Source organism: Streptomyces sp. NPDC007945 (assembly GCF_042958885.1).
Taxonomy (GTDB): Bacteria; Actinomycetota; Actinomycetes; order Streptomycetales; family Streptomycetaceae; genus Streptomyces.
Genome location: NZ_JBIBJV010000010.1, coordinates 40,387 through 55,641 on the forward strand (window position 1 = coordinate 40,387; position 15,255 = coordinate 55,641).

General features: G+C 74.0%; 16 protein-coding genes and 1 pseudogene. 10 read left to right on the forward strand and 7 right to left on the reverse strand.

Features of this window, described 5'->3' with window-relative positions; translation table 11 throughout:
- Positions 1 to 117: 117 nt before the first annotated feature.
- The 5 genes from fabG to ACFZCF_RS27130 all read left to right on the forward strand — a co-directional run bounded on the left by fabG (position 118) and on the right by ACFZCF_RS27130 (position 4,727).
- The gene (fabG, locus tag ACFZCF_RS27110) at positions 118 to 879 is read left to right on the forward strand and encodes a 3-oxoacyl-ACP reductase FabG (RefSeq protein WP_189947116.1); all 762 of its coding nucleotides are present in this window, start codon (positions 118 to 120) and stop codon (positions 877 to 879) included.
- Positions 880 to 907: 28 nt separating this feature from the next.
- The gene (locus ACFZCF_RS27115) at positions 908 to 1,675 is read left to right on the forward strand and encodes an SDR family oxidoreductase (RefSeq protein ID WP_388450119.1); all 768 of its coding nucleotides are present in this window, start codon (positions 908 to 910) and stop codon (positions 1,673 to 1,675) included.
- A 149-nt stretch (positions 1,676 to 1,824) separates the two neighbouring features.
- Positions 1,825 to 3,405: an ABC transporter substrate-binding protein gene (locus ACFZCF_RS27120; RefSeq protein ID WP_388450121.1), complete on the forward strand. Its 1,581-nt coding sequence runs from the start codon at positions 1,825 to 1,827 to the stop codon at positions 3,403 to 3,405.
- A gap of 93 nt (positions 3,406 to 3,498) precedes the next feature.
- On the forward strand, positions 3,499 to 4,182 hold the full coding sequence (gene ung / locus ACFZCF_RS27125; protein ID WP_391289433.1) for a uracil-DNA glycosylase: 684 nt from the start codon (positions 3,499 to 3,501) through the stop codon (positions 4,180 to 4,182).
- Between the two features lie 71 nt (positions 4,183 to 4,253).
- Positions 4,254 to 4,727, forward strand: a complete 474-nt coding sequence (locus tag ACFZCF_RS27130; RefSeq protein WP_388450125.1) for a hypothetical protein — start codon at positions 4,254 to 4,256, stop codon at positions 4,725 to 4,727.
- Positions 4,728 to 4,747: 20 nt separating this feature from the next.
- On the opposite strand, the gene ACFZCF_RS27135 is transcribed toward ACFZCF_RS27130, so the two are convergent.
- From ACFZCF_RS27135 to ACFZCF_RS27145, 3 genes are all read right to left on the reverse strand, one after another.
- Positions 4,748 to 5,275: a hypothetical protein gene (locus ACFZCF_RS27135; RefSeq protein ID WP_391289435.1), complete on the reverse strand. Its 528-nt coding sequence runs from the start codon at positions 5,273 to 5,275 to the stop codon at positions 4,748 to 4,750.
- Between the two features lie 98 nt (positions 5,276 to 5,373).
- Positions 5,374 to 5,886, reverse strand: a complete 513-nt coding sequence (locus ACFZCF_RS27140) for a DinB family protein (protein ID WP_388450209.1) — start codon at positions 5,884 to 5,886, stop codon at positions 5,374 to 5,376.
- Positions 5,887 to 6,045: 159 nt separating this feature from the next.
- Positions 6,046 to 6,663 carry a TetR/AcrR family transcriptional regulator gene (locus tag ACFZCF_RS27145; RefSeq protein WP_391289437.1) on the reverse strand — a complete coding sequence of 206 codons (618 nt, stop codon included), beginning with the start codon at positions 6,661 to 6,663 and terminating at the stop codon, positions 6,046 to 6,048.
- Between the two features lie 147 nt (positions 6,664 to 6,810).
- On the opposite strand from ACFZCF_RS27145, the gene ACFZCF_RS27150 reads away from it, so the two are divergent.
- Both ACFZCF_RS27150 and ACFZCF_RS27155 read left to right on the forward strand, forming a co-directional pair.
- Positions 6,811 to 8,001, forward strand: a complete 1,191-nt coding sequence (locus ACFZCF_RS27150; RefSeq protein WP_391289439.1) for an FAD-dependent monooxygenase — start codon at positions 6,811 to 6,813, stop codon at positions 7,999 to 8,001.
- Positions 8,002 to 8,059: 58 nt separating this feature from the next.
- The gene (locus ACFZCF_RS27155; RefSeq protein ID WP_388450133.1) at positions 8,060 to 8,965 is read left to right on the forward strand and encodes a Gfo/Idh/MocA family protein; all 906 of its coding nucleotides are present in this window, start codon (positions 8,060 to 8,062) and stop codon (positions 8,963 to 8,965) included.
- Here ACFZCF_RS27155 and lnt read toward each other — a convergent pair.
- Positions 8,910 to 10,459 (reverse strand): annotated as a pseudogene (gene lnt, locus ACFZCF_RS27160) (apolipoprotein N-acyltransferase). The gene ACFZCF_RS27155 and the pseudogene lnt overlap by 56 nt on opposite strands.
- A 58-nt stretch (positions 10,460 to 10,517) precedes the next feature.
- Positions 10,518 to 10,964, reverse strand: a complete 447-nt coding sequence (locus tag ACFZCF_RS27165) for a nuclear transport factor 2 family protein (RefSeq protein ID WP_388450137.1) — start codon at positions 10,962 to 10,964, stop codon at positions 10,518 to 10,520.
- Between the two features lie 78 nt (positions 10,965 to 11,042).
- Between ACFZCF_RS27165 and ACFZCF_RS27170 the strand changes: the two genes are divergently transcribed.
- Positions 11,043 to 11,636 carry a flavin reductase gene (locus tag ACFZCF_RS27170; protein WP_391289442.1) on the forward strand — a complete coding sequence of 198 codons (594 nt, stop codon included), beginning with the start codon at positions 11,043 to 11,045 and terminating at the stop codon, positions 11,634 to 11,636.
- A 71-nt stretch (positions 11,637 to 11,707) separates the two neighbouring features.
- On the opposite strand, the gene ACFZCF_RS27175 is transcribed toward ACFZCF_RS27170, so the two are convergent.
- Complete coding sequence (locus tag ACFZCF_RS27175; RefSeq protein WP_388450141.1) at positions 11,708 to 12,583, reverse strand: undecaprenyl-diphosphate phosphatase; 876 nt, start codon at positions 12,581 to 12,583, stop codon at positions 11,708 to 11,710.
- A gap of 80 nt (positions 12,584 to 12,663) precedes the next feature.
- The gene (locus ACFZCF_RS27180) at positions 12,664 to 13,392 is read right to left on the reverse strand and encodes a TVP38/TMEM64 family protein (RefSeq protein WP_388450143.1); all 729 of its coding nucleotides are present in this window, start codon (positions 13,390 to 13,392) and stop codon (positions 12,664 to 12,666) included.
- A gap of 47 nt (positions 13,393 to 13,439) precedes the next feature.
- Here ACFZCF_RS27180 and ACFZCF_RS27185 point away from each other — a divergent pair, with 47 nt between their 5' ends.
- The gene (locus tag ACFZCF_RS27185) at positions 13,440 to 14,300 is read left to right on the forward strand and encodes a DNA alkylation repair protein (protein ID WP_391289609.1); all 861 of its coding nucleotides are present in this window, start codon (positions 13,440 to 13,442) and stop codon (positions 14,298 to 14,300) included.
- Positions 14,301 to 14,346: 46 nt separating this feature from the next.
- Entirely contained in the window at positions 14,347 to 15,234 is an 888-nt protein-coding gene (locus ACFZCF_RS27190; RefSeq protein ID WP_391289444.1) for a patatin-like phospholipase family protein, read from the forward strand.
- Positions 15,235 to 15,255 lie beyond the last annotated feature (21 nt).

The following is a 15,255-nucleotide window of genomic DNA, read 5'->3' on the forward strand; positions in this document are numbered from 1 at the left end:
TGGGCCGTTGACACCGGGTGCCAGGGCTTCTAGCGTCTCGTCCAGCGGTCGTACTAAGCGGTCGCTCATGTCCCGGGGAAGAGCCCGGGAACCCCCTGAGGGCGAGGAGAAGCAACCATGTCCACCACCGAGCAGCGCGTAGCCGTCGTCACCGGTGCCGCACGGGGCATCGGCGCCGCCACCGCGATCCGCCTGGCGGCCGAGGGCCGCGCCGTCGCCGTCCTCGACCTCGACGAGGCGGCCTGCAAGGACACCGTCGAGAAGATCACCGCCGCCGGCGGCCGCGCCCTCGCGGTCGGCTGCGACGTCTCCGACGGCGCCCAGGTGGAGGCCGCGGTCGCCCGTGTCGCCGCCGAGCTCGGCGCGCCCACGATCCTCGTCAACAACGCCGGCGTGCTCCGCGACAACCTGCTGTTCAAGATGTCCGAGGCCGACTGGGACCTCGTCATGAACGTCCACCTCAAGGGCGCGTTCCTGATGGCGAAGGCCTGTCAGAAGCACATGGTGGACGCGGGCTTCGGCCGCATCGTCTCCCTCTCCTCCTCCTCGGCGCTCGGCAACCGCGGCCAGGCCAACTACGCGGCCGTCAAGGCCGGCCTCCAGGGCTTCACCAAGACCCTCGCCAAGGAACTCGGCAAGTTCGGCATCACCGCCAACGCGGTCGCCCCCGGCTTCATCGTCACCGAGATGACCGCCCAGACCGCCGAGCGCGTCGGCATGGGCTTCGAGGACTTCCAGGCCGCCGCCGCCTCCATGATCCCGGTCCAGCGCGTCGGCCGCCCCGAGGACGTCGCCAACGCCATCGCCTTCTTCGCGGGCGACGACGCCGGCTTCGTCTCCGGCCAGGTCATGTACGTGGCCGGCGGCCCGCTCAACTGACCCGGCGACGAGAGAGGAGGAGAGCGGGATGACCGCACAGCAGCTGCCGGAGCTCTCCGGCAAGGTCGCGCTCGTCACCGGCGCCAGCCGGGGCATCGGCTTCGGCATCGCCGAGGCGCTCGTCGCCCGGGGCGACCGGGTCGTCATCACGGGACGCGGCGAGGAGGCCCTCAAGGAGGCCGTCGAGCGCCTCGGGGCCGAGCGGGCCGTCGGTGTCGCGGGCAAGGCCCACGACACCGCCCACCAGGCCGCCGCCGTCGAGGCCGCGATGGACGCATTCGGGCGGATCGACCACCTGGTGAACAACGCCGGCACGAACCCGGTCTTCGGCCCCATCGCCGATCTGGACCTGGACGTGGCCCGCAAGGTCTTCGAGACGAATGTGGTCTCGGCGCTCGGATTCGCGCAGCGGACCTGGCACGCGTGGCAGAAGGAGAACGGCGGCACCATCGTGAACATCGCCTCCGTCGCCGGAATCTCCGCCTCGCCCTTCATCGGCGCCTATGGCGTCAGCAAGGCCGCGATGATCAACCTGACCCAGCAGCTGGCGCACGAATTCGCGCCGGTGGTCCGGGTGAACGCCATCGCCCCGGCCGTGGTGAAGACGAAATTCGCCCAGGCGCTGTACGAGGGCCGTGAGGCCGAGGCCGCCGCCGCGTACCCGATGGGCCGGCTCGGCGTGCCCGAGGACATCGGCGGCGCGACCGCCTTCCTGACCTCGGACCAGTCCGGATGGATCACCGGTCAGACCCTGGTCGTCGACGGCGGCATTTTCCTGAACGCCGGAGTCGGGTGACCGATTACCGGACACTTTCCGGAATTTCCTGTCCGGATTGGCCCCGGTTGCGACTCGATCGTCTCAAGTGCCCCGCCGGTCTCGCCCATTGACCTGGCGGGGTACTGCGGTATCGTCGGCCGACCCCAGGCTGAACGAGGAGCGTGCACGTGTTCAACCGGACGAGTCTGCAGGCCGCTGCAGCCCTTGCGTCCATATCCCTGGTATCCGGATGCGGTGTTTTCTCGGATACCGAGTCCGCCGGGGAGCAGAGGATCACCATCGGGACGACGAGTTCCCCCACGACGCTCGATCCCGCGGCTTCCTGGGACAATTCCTGGGAGATCTTCCGGAACGTCTACCAGACCCTGGTGAGCTTCCCCACGGGATCCAATGTGCCGAAGCCCGACGCGGCCGAATGCAAATTCACCGACGCGTCCAGCCGGGTCTTCGAGTGCACGCTCTTCGAGGGTCTCAAGTTCTCCAACGGCCACAAGCTCGACGCCGAGGCCGTGCGCCACTCCATCGAGCGCATCCGCACCATCGACGCCGAGGGCGGCCCCAACGGCATGCTCGGCTCCCTCGCCTCCGTCGAGACCGTCGGCGAGCGCACCGTCGTCTTCAAGCTGAACAAGGCCGACGCGACCTTCCCCTTCGTCCTCGCCACCCCCGCGATGTCGATCGTGGACCCGGCGGAGTACCCGGCCGACAAGCTGCGCCCGAAGGACGGCAAGATCGCCGGCTCCGGCCCGTACGTCCTCGACGCCTACGAGGTGGGCAAGCGCGCCGAGCTGACCCGCAACCCGAGCTACAAGGGCTTCGCCGACCCCAAGAACGGCGGCGTGACCATCAAGTACTTCGACGAGTCGGAGGCGATGGTCAAGGCCCTGCGCGACGAGGAGATCGACGCCACCTACCGCGGTCTGACCGCGGAGGAGGTGACCTCCCTGGAGTCGGACAGCGAGGAGAACAAGGGTCTCCAGCTCGTCGAGTCCACCGGCGCCGACATCCGCTACCTGGTCTTCAACACCCAGGACGAGTCGGTGGCAAACCCGGCCGTCCGCCGCGCCATCGCCCAGCTCGTCGACCGCGACCAGCTGGTCAGCAAGGTCTACCGCGGCACCGCCGAGCCGCTGTACTCGATGGTGCCCAAGGGCATCGCCGCCCACACCACCAAGTACTTCGACACCTACGGCCACCCGGACAAGAAGAAGGCCGCGAAGATTCTGCAGAAGGCCGGGATCACCGAGAAGGTCGAGCTGAACTTCTGGTACACGACCGACCGGTACGGCTCCGCCACGGCCGCCGAGTTCACCGAGCTGAAGCGCCAGCTGGAGGAGTCCGGCCTCTTCGAGGTCACCATCCAGGGCAAGCCGTGGACCGAGTACCAGGCCGCCTACCAGAAGGGCGAGTACGCCGTCTTCGGGCGCGGTTGGTTCCCCGACTTCCCGGACCCCGACAACTTCATCGCCCCCTTCCTGGGCAAGAAGAACGTGCTCGGCACCCCCTACCTGAGCCCGCGCATCACCGACGAGCTGCTGCCCAAGTCCCGCCGCGAGAGCGACCGGGGGGCCGTCACCGACGAGTTCGAGGAGGCCCAGGCGATCATGGTCGAGGACGTCCGGCTGCTTCCGCTGTGGCAGGGCAAGCTGTACATCGCCGCCCGCGAGGACATCGGCGGCGGCGAGCGCGCCCTCGACCCGCAGACGGTCATGCAGCTGTGGGAGCTGCACCGCCGCGCCAGCTGGTAGCAGGCCGCCGGGGAGGGGCCGCCGGGGCCCGCTGTCAGTGGGCCCCGGTAGGTTCCGTATCCGGAAGTGCCGAACCACCGGAGGTTGTGGACCGTGACCGACATCAACATGCTGCCCGAGTCCTGGCAGGGCGTCCTCGGCGAGGAGCTGGACAAGCCGTACTTCGCCCAGCTCACCGAGTTCGTCGAGCAGGAGCGGGCCGCCGGGCCGGTCTACCCGCCGAAGGACGAGGTCTTCGCGGCGCTCGCCGCCACCCCCTACGACAAGGTGAAGGTCCTGATCCTCGGTCAGGACCCGTACCACGGCGAGGGTCAGGGCCACGGCCTGTGCTTCTCCGTCCGCCCCGGCGTGAAGACCCCGCCGTCGCTGCGGAACATCTACAAGGAGATGCACGCCGAGCTCGGCCACCCGATCCCGGACAACGGCTATCTGATGCCGTGGGCCGAGCAGGGCGTCCTGCTGCTCAACGCGGTCCTCACCGTCCGCGCCGGCGAGGCGAACTCGCACAAGAACAAGGGCTGGGAGAAGTTCACCGACGCCGTCATCAGGGCCGTCGCCTCCCGCCCCGACCCGGCCGTCTTCGTCCTGTGGGGCAACTACGCCCAGAAGAAGCTGCCGCTCATCGACGAGGAGCGGCACATCGTGGTGAAGGGTGCCCACCCCTCGCCGCTGTCCGCGAAGAAGTTCTTCGGCTCCCGGCCGTTCACCCAGATCGACGCGGCCGTCGCCGCCCAGGGCCACGAGCCGATCGACTGGCGCATCCCGGACCTCGGCTGAGCCTCGGCGTGATCGGGGCCGTCGCCGGTTAGCGTCGGATCTCCACGCAGGGTGAGCGCCGGGAGGCCGCGGTGACCGAGCAGCAGCGGACGTCGGACGAGGGGGTCCTGACCAGGATCGGCCAGGCCAGGATGCTCCTCCACGGCGGCGACCGGGAGGAGGCCCGCAACCGCCTCGGCGAGCTGTGGCAGCAGCTCGACCCCGACGGGGACCCGCTCCACCGCTGCACCCTCGCCCACTACCTGGCCGACACCCAGGACGACCCCGACACCGAGCTCGCCTGGGACCTGCGCGCCCTCAGCGCCGCCGAGGGCCTGGAGGACGGACGCCTCGCCGCGCACGACTCGGCGGCCGCCCTCCGCGCCCTCTACCCCAAGCTCCACCTCGACCTCGCCGCCGACTACGCCAAGCTGCGCAGGCCGGACGCCGCCCGGGCCCACCTGGAGCGGGCCCGCGCCGCCTCCGACGCCCTCGACGACGACCGGTACGGCCGGGAGGTCAGGGCCGCCATCGAGCGCCTCGACCGGCGGCTCCGCGAAGCCTGAGGCGGCCCCGGACGCCCGGCTCAGCGCCCGTACGCCTCCCGGCAGAGGTCGCCCCGGACACCCGCGGGGTCCAGGCCGCCGTAGCGCTCGCCGAGCTCGCAGACGTCCTTCCCGGTGACCGGCGGCGCCTTCCGCAGCCGCTCCGCCAGCCGCTCCAGCTCCCGGGCCTCCGGCGCGGCGGGCGGCGACACCCGCGCCACGCGCCCGGCGGGCGGCCGGGCGACTGCGGGGGAGGCGGAGGGCGAGGGGGCCGCGGGGGACGGGGTGCGGGACGGCGCCGCGTGACCGGTGGCGCGGCGGGTCTCGCCCCGCGGCGGGGCGGCCGCGCTCCGGGCCGGCGCGGGGAGCGCCGCTTCGAGGGCCTCCCTGGCCGGGCCCTGCAGGACGATCTGCGGCTCCGCCCCCTGGGGAGGGCGCACGGGGTCGGTGGCGGGCGCGGGAGACGGCGCGGGCGCCGGGGGCGGCCCGTCGACGGCGACGCACCCGGTCAGGGCGGCGGCGACGGCGGCACCGGCCAGCAGCCGCGCGGGGATTCGGGTTCCTTGCACCCGCGTCACTCTGCTGGTCCGGCGCCGATCTTCGAACCCCTACCGGCGGGGAATGCCCCGCACGGGTGAGCGGCCGGTCACCCTCCTTGACCGGTCGGTCAGTCGCCGGTGGCGCCGTCGATGCGTTCGCGGATGAGGTCCGCGTGGCCGTTGTGCCGCGCGTACTCCTCGATCATGTGGAGGTAGATCCAGCGCAGGTTGAACAGCTCCCCGCTGCGGTGGACACCGGCACCGAGGTCGTCCAGGGAACGCTCGGCCGCGAGCGCGCGGGCGTGGGCGATCTCCTCCTGCCAGGTGGCGTACGCCTCCGCGTAGCCGTCCTCGGCGGTGACGTGGAGGTCCCGGTCGAAGTCCTCCTCGGTGGCGTAGAGCCACGGGGCCTCCTCGCCGGCGAGGACCCGGCGGAACCAGCCGCGTTCGACCTCGGCCATGTGCCGGACGAGGCCGAGGAGGCTGAGGTCGGAGGGCGGGGCGGAAGCGGTGCGCACCTGCTCGTCGGTAAGGCCGGCGCACTTCTTCGCCAGGGTCGCGCGGTGGTAGTCGAGCCACTGCTCCAGGGCCTGGCGCTCGTCCGCGGTGGTGGACGGATCGACGCGCTCGGGTGCTGCCATGTGATCGGTGGTCATGCGGACATCGTGGCGGACGCCCGCCGCGGCGCGCCAGGCATTTGAGTGCGACGGGCGTCCCGGGGCGACGGGCGGTTCCGTGCGCCCGGTGTTCCGGTGCGCTCGGCCTTCCCTTGTGCCCGGCGTTCCGGTGCGCCCGGTGTTTCAGTGCGACGGATCGCCGAGCATCCCGCGCAGCAACTCGTCGAAGCCGGTCCGCAGTTCCTCGCGGCTGGGCACGGCCGCGTGGAAGGAGCCGGCCGCGCAGGAGAACATCACCCCCTCGCACCAGGCGATCAGCGAGAGGGCGTGCCGCTCCGGGGAGGACGAGCCGGCGCCGCGCATCATCGCGATCACCGGGCCGTGGAAGGCGGCGCCGGCGCGGTCGAAGAAGCCGCGCAGCTCGGGGCGGCGGGTCGCCTCCAGGGCCAGCTCGTAGCGGGAGACGAGCAGCGAGCGGTGGTCGGTCAGATAGCGGTGCAGGGCGAGCGCGAGGGCGTCGGCCAGCAGCTCGGGGCTCGCGCCGGCCGACGGCAGCTCGTCGGGGGCGAGGACCCGCGCCTCGCGCTCGGCCTGGCGGCGGACGGCCGTCTCCAGGAGCGCCTGGCGGGTGCGCGCGTGGTTGGAGGTGGAGCCCTGCGGCAGCCCGGCCCGCTCGTCCACCGCGCGGTGGGTGAGCCCGCGCATCCCGCGCTCCACCAGCAGGTCGAGGGCCGCGTCGCCGATCCGCTCGGCGCGGGTCGGGGCGGGTTCCGGGGCCGGGGCGGGGAGGTGCGCGGTCATGGGGACCAACCTAGGCCAGGGGACCTCCCCTCCGCCCTCCGCCTTCCCGCCCGACTACGTCTGTAGTACGGTCGGGACGTCCGGTCACTACAGCTGTAGTCGACGGCTCCGCGGTCCGTGGCGCGGCCGTCGCACCGAGGAGCAGTCATGACACAGCACCGTGCCGTCGTCCTGGGAGCGGGCATCGGCGGCCTCACCGCCGCCGTCGGACTCCACCGGCGCGGCTGGGACGTCACCGTCCTCGAACGCGCCGCCGGCCTCGCCCCCGTCGGCGCCGGCATCGCCCTCGCCCCGAACGCCCTGCGCGCCCTCGACACCCTCGGCCTCGGCGACCGCGTCCGCGACCTCGCCGCCTGGCAGGGCGACGGCGGCATGCGCACCCCCGACGGCCGCTGGCTCGTCCGCACCGACGCCCGGGCCGCGGCCGAGCGCTTCGGCGACCCCCTCGTCCTCCTCCACCGCGCCACCCTCGTCGAGATCCTCGCCTCCGCCCTCCCGGCCGAGACGGTCCGCACCGGCACGACCGCCGCCCTCGCCCACCCCGGCGACCCCCGCACCCCCGCCCGCGTCACCACCCCCGACGGCGACCTGGAGGCCGAACTCGTCGTCGCCGCCGACGGCATCCGCTCCGCGGCCCGCGCGTTCCTCTTCCCCGGCCACCCCGGGCCGCGCTACTCCGGATGCACCACCTGGCGGATCGTCACCCCCGCCCCCGCCCGCCCCTTCGCCCCGCACGAGACCTGGGGACCCGGCCGCCTCTGGGGCACCCAGCCCCTCGAGGACGGTCGGATCTACGCCTACGCCATGGCCGCCGCACCCGTCGGAGCCCAAGCCCCCGACGGCGAGCTCGCCGAACTCCGCCGGCTCTTCGGCGACTGGCACCACCCCGTGCCGGAGATCCTCGCCGCGACCGACCCGGAGGGGGTGCTGCGCCACGACGTCCACCACCTCACCGACCCGCTGCCCGCCTTCCACCAGGGCCGTACCGCACTGCTCGGCGACGCGGCGCACGCGATGATGCCCAGCCTCGGGCAGGGCGGGAACCAGGCCGTCGAGGACGCCGTCGTGCTCGCCCACCACGCCCGCGTCCCCGCCGCGTTCGACCCGGGCCCGGCCCTCGCCGCGTACACCGCCGACCGGCTGCCCCGCACCACCGCCCTGGTCCGCAAGGCGGCCCGCACCGGCGCCCTCACCCTCGTGTCCGCCCGCCCGGCCGTCGTCCTGCGCGACACGCTCGTGCGGACCGTCTCCCGCTTCGGCCCCGGATTCGTCCTGCGCGGCTTCGACGGCATCGCCGACTGGCGGCCCCCGGTCGCGGAGCCCTCCCGCGTAAGCTGACCGGCGCGAACGGCCCCCGCCCCACGGGCCGTCGGACCACCCCAGAGGGAGAGAACCCGTGAAGATCGGCTGCATCGGACTCGGCGACATCGCGCAGAAGGCGTACCTGCCCGTCCTCGCCACCCTCCCCGGCGCCGAACTCCACCTCCAGACGCGCACCCCCGCCACCCTGGACCGGGTCGCCGACACCTTCCACGTCCCAGCCGCCCGCCGCCACCGGGACCTCGACGGGCTGCTCGCCGCCGGACTCGACGCGGCCTTCGTGCACGCCTCCACCGCCGCCCACGCCGAGATCGCCGGCCGCCTCCTCGACGCCGGCGTCCCCACCTACGTCGACAAGCCGCTCGCCTACGAGTACGCCGACTCCGAGCGGATCGTCGAACTGGCGGAGAAGCGCGGCGTCTCCCTCGCCGTCGGCTTCAACCGCCGCCTCGCCCCCGGCTACGCCCAGTGCCTCGACCACCCGCGCGAGCTGATCCTGATGCAGAAGAACCGCATCGGACTCCCCGAGGACCCGCGCACCTTCGTCCTCGACGACTTCATCCACGTCGTCGACACCCTCCGCTTCCTCCTCCCCGGCGAGGCCGACCACATCGACGTCCGGGCCCGCGTCCGCGACGGCCTCATGCACCACGTGGTGCTCCAGCTCTCCGGCGACGGCTTCACCGCCATCGGCGTCATGAACCGGATGAACGGCTCCACCGAGGAGGTCCTGGAGGTCTCCGGCCAGGACACCAAGCGCCAGGTCCTCAACCTCGCCGAGATCGTCGACCACAAGGGCCAGCCCAGCGTCCGCCGGCGCGGCGACTGGGTCCCGGTGGCCCGCCAGCGGGGCATCGAGCAGGCCGTCCACGCCTTCCTCGACGCCGTCCGCGACGGCACCGTCCTCAGCGCCCGCGACGCGCTGCTCACCCACGCCCTGTGCGAGCGCGTCGTCCGGGACGCCCTGGAGCAGGCCTCCTGAGCCCACCCGAGCCCGCCGCCGCGCACACCGCGCCGACCACCAGGCAGGCGCCGTACAAGGGCCAGTCGCCCCAGCGGACGTACCCCGTCGCCGTCCCCGACAGCGGCAGTTCGCGGACGACGGCCGTGCTCGCGTCCGTGCCGACGGGCGGTCCCACGCGCCGGCCGTCGGGACCGTAGGCGGCGCTGACGCCGGTCAGCGTCGCGTGCACCACCGGGCGGCCCGTCTCGGCCGCCCGCAGCGCCGCGAGCGAGGCGTGCTGCGCGGGCGCCCAGCCGCCCTGGAAGGTACTCGTCGAGGACTGGACGACGATCACGTCCGCCCCGTCCCGGGCCAGCCGCCGGCCCATGTCGGGAAACGCGGACTCGAAGCAGACCAGCGGCCCGACCGCCGGCCGCCCCGCGCCTGGCAGCGGCATCACCACCGGCGCCGTGCCCCGCCGCCGGTCCTCCTCGGCCGCCTTCCCCACCGAGGTCGCCCAGCCGAGCAGCTCCCGGGCAGGCACGTACTCGCCGAACGGCACGAGCCGCATCTTGTCGTACCGGTCACCCGTCGGCCCCTCGGGCGCGAAGAGCAACGCGCTCTTGTGGATGCCGGGGCGGTCCGCCCGGCGCGCGTCCACGTTCACCAGGAGCGGCGCGTCGACCGTCCGGGCGAGCGCCGTCAGCCGGGCGGTCAGCGCCGGATCGCCGGCCGGGTCCCGGCCCACCCCGCTCTCGCCCCACACCACCAGGTCGAGCCGCTGCCCGGCGAGACCCCGCGTCAGCTCCGCCGCCCGGGCGAGACGCCGCTCGGCGCCGTCCGGCCCGCCGTGGACCCCCGGCTGCACCATCGCCACCCGCACCACGCCCGACGGACGCGGCGCCGCGACGCCCCACGCCGCCGTCCCCGCCACCAGGGCGCATGCGGCGAGCCCCGCCACCCCCACGGACCGCAGTCCCGGCGCGGCGGCGACCACGAGCACCACCGCCGTGTTCACCGCCACCACCAGCAGGCTCACCAGCCACACCCCGCCCACCGAAGCGAGCCGCAGCGCCGCCGGCACCTCCCACTGGCTGGCGCCGAGCAGCCCCCACGGGCCGCCCAGCCCCTCCCACGACCGGACCAGCTCGATCAGCAGCCACCCCGACGGCACCGCGCACAGCGCCACCGCGGCCCGTCCCGGAGCCGGTTCCCCGCCGAGCAGCGCCCGTACGAGCACGCCCCACGGAGCCCAGAGCAGCCCGAGCAGCACCGCCATCACCAGCAGGAACACATGGACGCTCGGCAACAGCCAGTGGTGCACGGCGAGCAGGAAGCCGACGCCCCCGCACCACCCGTCCAGAGCCGCCCGGCGCGCCCCGGAGCCGTGCGGACCAGGAGCAGCCACGGCACCAGGCAGACGTACGCCCACCACCACAGGCCGGGCGCGGGGAAGGCGAGGGCAGGCAGCGCGCCGCAGGCGACGGCGAGCAGGGACCGCACCGGCCCCGCGCGCCCCAGGGGGTTCCGCATGGTGTGCCTCCCGACCGTCGCCTCCAGTCTCCGCCCGGCAAGATCCGAGGGAAACCGGCTAGGGGAGCCGGCGCCAGCGCTCCTCCACGACGACCGAGCGCAGCCGCCAGCCGTCGGCGGTGCGGCGGGCCGCGAAGGCGTACCGGCCGCCGCAGACGAAGTCGTCGCCGGAGGCCGTCCGCATGGGGTTGACGTAGTCGGCGCGGACCTCGGCGGCGTCGCCGGTCTCGGCGAAGCCGCCGGGCCGGTGCACGGTCACCCGGCGGTTGACGATCAGGTGCTGGCGCACCGGGAAGCGGGTCATCGTCGCCGCCAGCCAGTCGGCGACCTCGGCGGCGGGCCCCTCGATGCCGCCGGAGCCGGAGTAGTCGGCGCGCCCGTCCGGGGTGAAGAGGGCGCGGTAGCCGGGCCAGTCGGCGTCGTCCACGGCCGCCGCGTACCCGGTGACCAGGTCGTCGACGGCGAGCCGGTCCATCACGTCCGCGAGGTCCACGCGCTGCGTCATCGCCTCAGTGTCGGGCAGCGGGCGCACGGCGCCAAGAGGCGTGCGCCCCCGGTCTCCGGCCGCGGTCATACTGGCCGGATGCGCATCGACGTCGACCCCGCCCTGACCGACCCCACCGCCGTCTACCGGCTGCTGACCGCGACGGTCGTGCCCCGGCCGATCGCCTGGGTCTCCACGCGTTCCGCCGACGGCACGGACAACCTCGCCCCGCACTCCTTCTTCACCATCGCCTCGGTGAACCCGCCGGTCGTGCAGTTCACCTCCGTCGGCCGGAAGGACTCGCTGCGCAATGTCGAGGAGACCGGCGAGTTCGTGGTGAACCTCGCCCCCGAGGGGCTCTTCGAGCAGATCAACGCCACCGCGACGGACTTCCCGCGCGGCACGAGCGAGTTCGACGCCTGCGGAGTGGAACGCGAGCCGGGCCGCCGGGTGAAGGCGCCCCGGGTGGCCGCGTCACCGGTGGCCCTGGAGTGCGAGCTGCACAGCACGCTGCGGATCGGGGACTCGACCGTGGTCTTCGGCAGGGTCGTGCACGTCGCCGTCGACGAGGCGTTCCTGGACGACGGCCACCCGGAGATCACCCGGATGCGCCCGCTGACCCGGCTCGGGAAGAACGAGTGGGGCACCCTCGGCGGCGTCCGGGAGATCGCCCGGATCCCCTACCAGGGCTGAGGAGAACGCGTCGGGGGCGGGCCCCGCGTCCCGCGGAACCCGCCCCCGACGGGGTTCTCCGACCCCGGGGGTCAGTGGCCGGACTCGCCCGCGTGGGGGCTCAGGACGTCCGTGCCGACCAGGACGAACAGCAGGACGCCCAGGGCGATGCGGTAGTACACGAACGGCATGAAGGACTTCGTGGTGATGAACTTCATGAACCAGGCGATCACCGCGTAGCCGACGCCGAAGGCCACGATCGTCGCGAAGATCGTCGGACCCCAGGAGACGTGCCCGCCCTCGGTCGCGTCCTTCAGCTCGAAGACGCCCGAGGCGAGCACCGCGGGGATCGCCAGCAGGAACGAGTAGCGGGCGGCGGACTCGCGGGTGTAGCCCATCAGCAGACCGCCGGAGATCGTCGCGCCCGAGCGGGAGACGCCCGGGATCAGCGCCATCGCCTGGCAGAAGCCGTAGATCAGGCCGTCGCGGACGCCGAGGTCCTTGAGCGTCTTGCGTTCCCTGACCACCCGGTGGCGGCCGCCGATCTCGTCACGGGCGGCGATCCGGTCGGCGATGCCGAGGACGACGCCCATCACGATGAGCGTGGTGGCGATGAGCCGCAGATCACGGAAGGGCCCCTCGATGTGGTCCTTGAGCGTGACGCCGAGGACGCCGATCGGGATGGAGCCGACGATCACCAGCCAGCCCATCTGGGCGTCGTGGTCGGACCGCATCGACCTGTCCGTCAGCGAGCGGAACCACGCCGAGACGATCCTGCCGATGTCCTTGCGGAAGTAGATCAGGACGGCGGTCTCCGTGCCGATCTGCGTGATCGCCGTGAAGGCCGCGCCCGGGTCCTCCCAGCCGGCGAAGGCAGCGGTGAGCCGGAGGTGCGCGCTGGAGGAGATGGGAAGGAACTCCGTCAGCCCCTGGACGAGTCCGAGGATGAACGATTCGAACCAACTCATGGGGCTTGGGCCGTCCCGTATGTACGTGTGCGGTCAGAAGGTCGAGCGCAGCGTACCGCCCCGAGGTGACGTGTTCGTGATCAGGTGGCGTCGGCCGTCGCGGGCACGGCGGGCCGGCGCAGGGCGTGCCGCTTCCGCCAGGCGACCGCCGCCGCCGCGAGTCCCGAGACGACGATGAACCCGGCCGAGAACAGGAACGCCGGCGAACCGGGCTCGTCCGCCCGCGCGCCGGCCACCACGTACGCCGCCGTGTTCGGCACCGTGCCGACGGCCGTCGCCAGCAGGAACGGCACGTACCCCATCCGCGAGACCGCCGCGCAGTAGTTGGCCGCGGCGAACGGCACGCCCGGGAAGAGCCGGATCGCCAGCATCGACCGGAAGCCGTGCCGGCTCAGCTGCCCGTCCGCCGCCCGCAGCCAGCGCCCCTTGAGCAGCGGCCGCAGCGCGTCCTGGCCGAGGACCCGGCCCAGCGTGAACGAGATCCCGGCGCCCAGCACCGTCCCCGCCACCGCCGCCGTCAGTCCGTACGCGGTCCCGAAGAGCGCACCCGCCGCCAGGTTCAGCACCGGGCGCGGCACGAACGCCGCCGTGCACAGCCCGTACGCCGCCCCGAACAGCAGCACCGCGCCCGCACCGCCCGTCCGCGGCCACCCCGCGGCCAGCAGGCGCTGCGGCTCGAACAGCACCACCAGGGTGCCCGCGGCCAGCAGGACCAGCGCGAGCAGCGCGAGGCGCGACCGGGGCGCGAGCAGGGCCCGGGAGCAGCGGACGGCGAACGGGGCCATCGGCCGGGGCGCGGGAGCGAGCATCCGGGGAGAGTAACGGAGACCTCCGTATGATCGCCGTAATGTGCGCCATGTCCGACCCCGGCCGGCCGCTCCCCGGCGGACCGGGGCAGCCCCCGTACCCCGTGCCCGGGCCGCTCCCCGACGAGGCCTCCGGGTCGCTGCCGCGCGTCGGCCCCGCGCCGGTCCCCGGCGAGGCCCCCGGGCCGCTCCCGCGCGTCGGCCCCGCGCCGGTCCCCGGCGACGTCCCCGACAGCGGGCTCGCCGACACCGTCCTGACCCGGCTCACCACCCTCTACCCCGCCGCAGGGAACCCGTTCCGGGCGCAGGAGATGGTCGCGTACATGAAGGGCGTGGCGCCCTTCCTCGGCATCCGGTCGCCGGAGCGCCGCGCCCTCTCCCGGGCCGTCCTCGACGGCACCCCCCGCCCCGCCGAGGACGACTGCGCGGCCGTCGCCCTGCGCTGCTTCGCCCTCCCCGAGCGGGAGTACCACTACTTCGCCGTCGACTACCTCCGCCGCCACGTGAAGCGGTGCTCGTCCGGCTTCCTGCCCGTCGCCCGGCGGCTCGTGACCACGGTCTCCTGGTGGGACACCGTCGACCACCTCGCCGCCCACGTCGTCGGCGGGCTCGTCGCCGCCGACCCGGCGCTCGGCTCCGAGATGGACCGGTGGATCGACGACGCGGACCCGTGGATCGCCCGCGCCGCCCTCCTCCACCAGCTGCGCTTCAAGGAGGCCACGGACGCCGACCGGCTCTTCGCGTACTGCCTGCGGCGCGCCGCCGACACCGACTTCTTCCTGCGCAAGGCGATCGGCTGGAGCCTGCGCGAGTACGCCCGAACCGCCCCCGGCGAGGTGCGCGCCTTCGTCGACGGCCACCGCCCGCTCCTCTCCCCGCTCTCCGTCCGCGAGGCCCTCAAGCACCTGTGACCCCCCTGCCGGGAGAGCCGTCGGGCGGCTGCGCCAGACTCGGGCCATGAGCGACAAGGACACGACCGGGGGCGGCACGACGGACGGCGGGACCGCACTGGTCCTCGGAGCGGGCGGGCTGGTCGGCGCCGCCTGGGAGATCGGGATCCTGCACGGCCTCGCCGAGGCGGGCGAGGACCTCTCCGACGTCGACCTGGTCGTCGGCAGCTCCGCCGGGGCCGTCGTCGGCGCCCTCCTCACCGCCGGCACCACCCCCCTCGCCGAGCTGTACGCACGGCAGCTCGACGGCACCGACACCGAACCGGCGGTCCGCTTCGGCGCCGCGACCCTCCTCCGCTACACCCTCGCCGTCCTCACCTCCCGCACCCCGGAGGCGTACGGCCGCAAGCTCGGCCGGCTCGCCCTGCGGGCCCGCACCGTCGACGAGGCCGCCCGGCGGGCCGTCGTCGCGAAGCGGCTCGGCGGGGCCACCGACTGGCCCGGCGCCGGCCGGCTGCGGATCACCGCCGTCGACGCCGAGAGCGGCGCCCTCGGCGTGTTCGACGGCGGCCCGGACGGAGTCGGGCTCGTCGACGCGGTGACCGCCAGCTGCGCCATCCCGGGGGCGTGGCCGCCCGCGAGCCTCACCGGGCGGCGCTGGATCGACGGCGGCGTCCACTCCACCGCCAACGCCCACCTGGCCTCCGGCCGGCGACGCGTGATCGTCGTCGCGCCCAGCGCCATGGGCAGCAGGGCCGTGCACTCCCCGGCCCGCCAGGCCGCCGACCTCACCGCCGCGGGCAGCCGCGTCGTCGTGATCACCCCGGACGCGGACGCCAAGGCCGTGATCGGAGCCCGGGCGCTCGACCCCGCCCAGCGGGGCGCCGCCGCCCGCGCGGGTCGTGCCCAGGCCGCCGCGCACGCGAAGGCGGTCGCCGCCCTCCGAGCGCGGTGACGGGAAGGCGCGGGCATGATC

Bases quoted from the DNA above. Each gene is read 5' to 3' on its own strand.
- fabG (WP_189947116.1), top strand. From the start codon at position 118: ATGTCCACCACCGAGCAGCGCGTAGCCGTCGTCACCGGTGCCGCACGG.
- ACFZCF_RS27115 (WP_388450119.1), top strand. From the start codon at position 908: ATGACCGCACAGCAGCTGCCGGAGCTCTCCGGCAAGGTCGCGCTCGTC.
- ACFZCF_RS27140 (WP_388450209.1), bottom strand. From the start codon at position 5,886: ATGGCAGCACCCGAGCGCGTCGATCCGTCCACCACCGCGGACGAGCGC.
- ACFZCF_RS27145 (WP_391289437.1), bottom strand. From the start codon at position 6,663: ATGACCGCGCACCTCCCCGCCCCGGCCCCGGAACCCGCCCCGACCCGC.
- ACFZCF_RS27150 (WP_391289439.1), top strand. From the start codon at position 6,811: ATGACACAGCACCGTGCCGTCGTCCTGGGAGCGGGCATCGGCGGCCTC.
- ACFZCF_RS27165 (WP_388450137.1), bottom strand. From the start codon at position 10,964: ATGACGCAGCGCGTGGACCTCGCGGACGTGATGGACCGGCTCGCCGTC.
- ACFZCF_RS27170 (WP_391289442.1), top strand. From the start codon at position 11,043: ATGCGCATCGACGTCGACCCCGCCCTGACCGACCCCACCGCCGTCTAC.
- ACFZCF_RS27175 (WP_388450141.1), bottom strand. From the start codon at position 12,583: ATGAGTTGGTTCGAATCGTTCATCCTCGGACTCGTCCAGGGGCTGACG.
- ACFZCF_RS27180 (WP_388450143.1), bottom strand. From the start codon at position 13,392: ATGCTCGCTCCCGCGCCCCGGCCGATGGCCCCGTTCGCCGTCCGCTGC.
- ACFZCF_RS27185 (WP_391289609.1), top strand. From the start codon at position 13,440: ATGTCCGACCCCGGCCGGCCGCTCCCCGGCGGACCGGGGCAGCCCCCG.
- ACFZCF_RS27190 (WP_391289444.1), top strand. From the start codon at position 14,347: ATGAGCGACAAGGACACGACCGGGGGCGGCACGACGGACGGCGGGACC.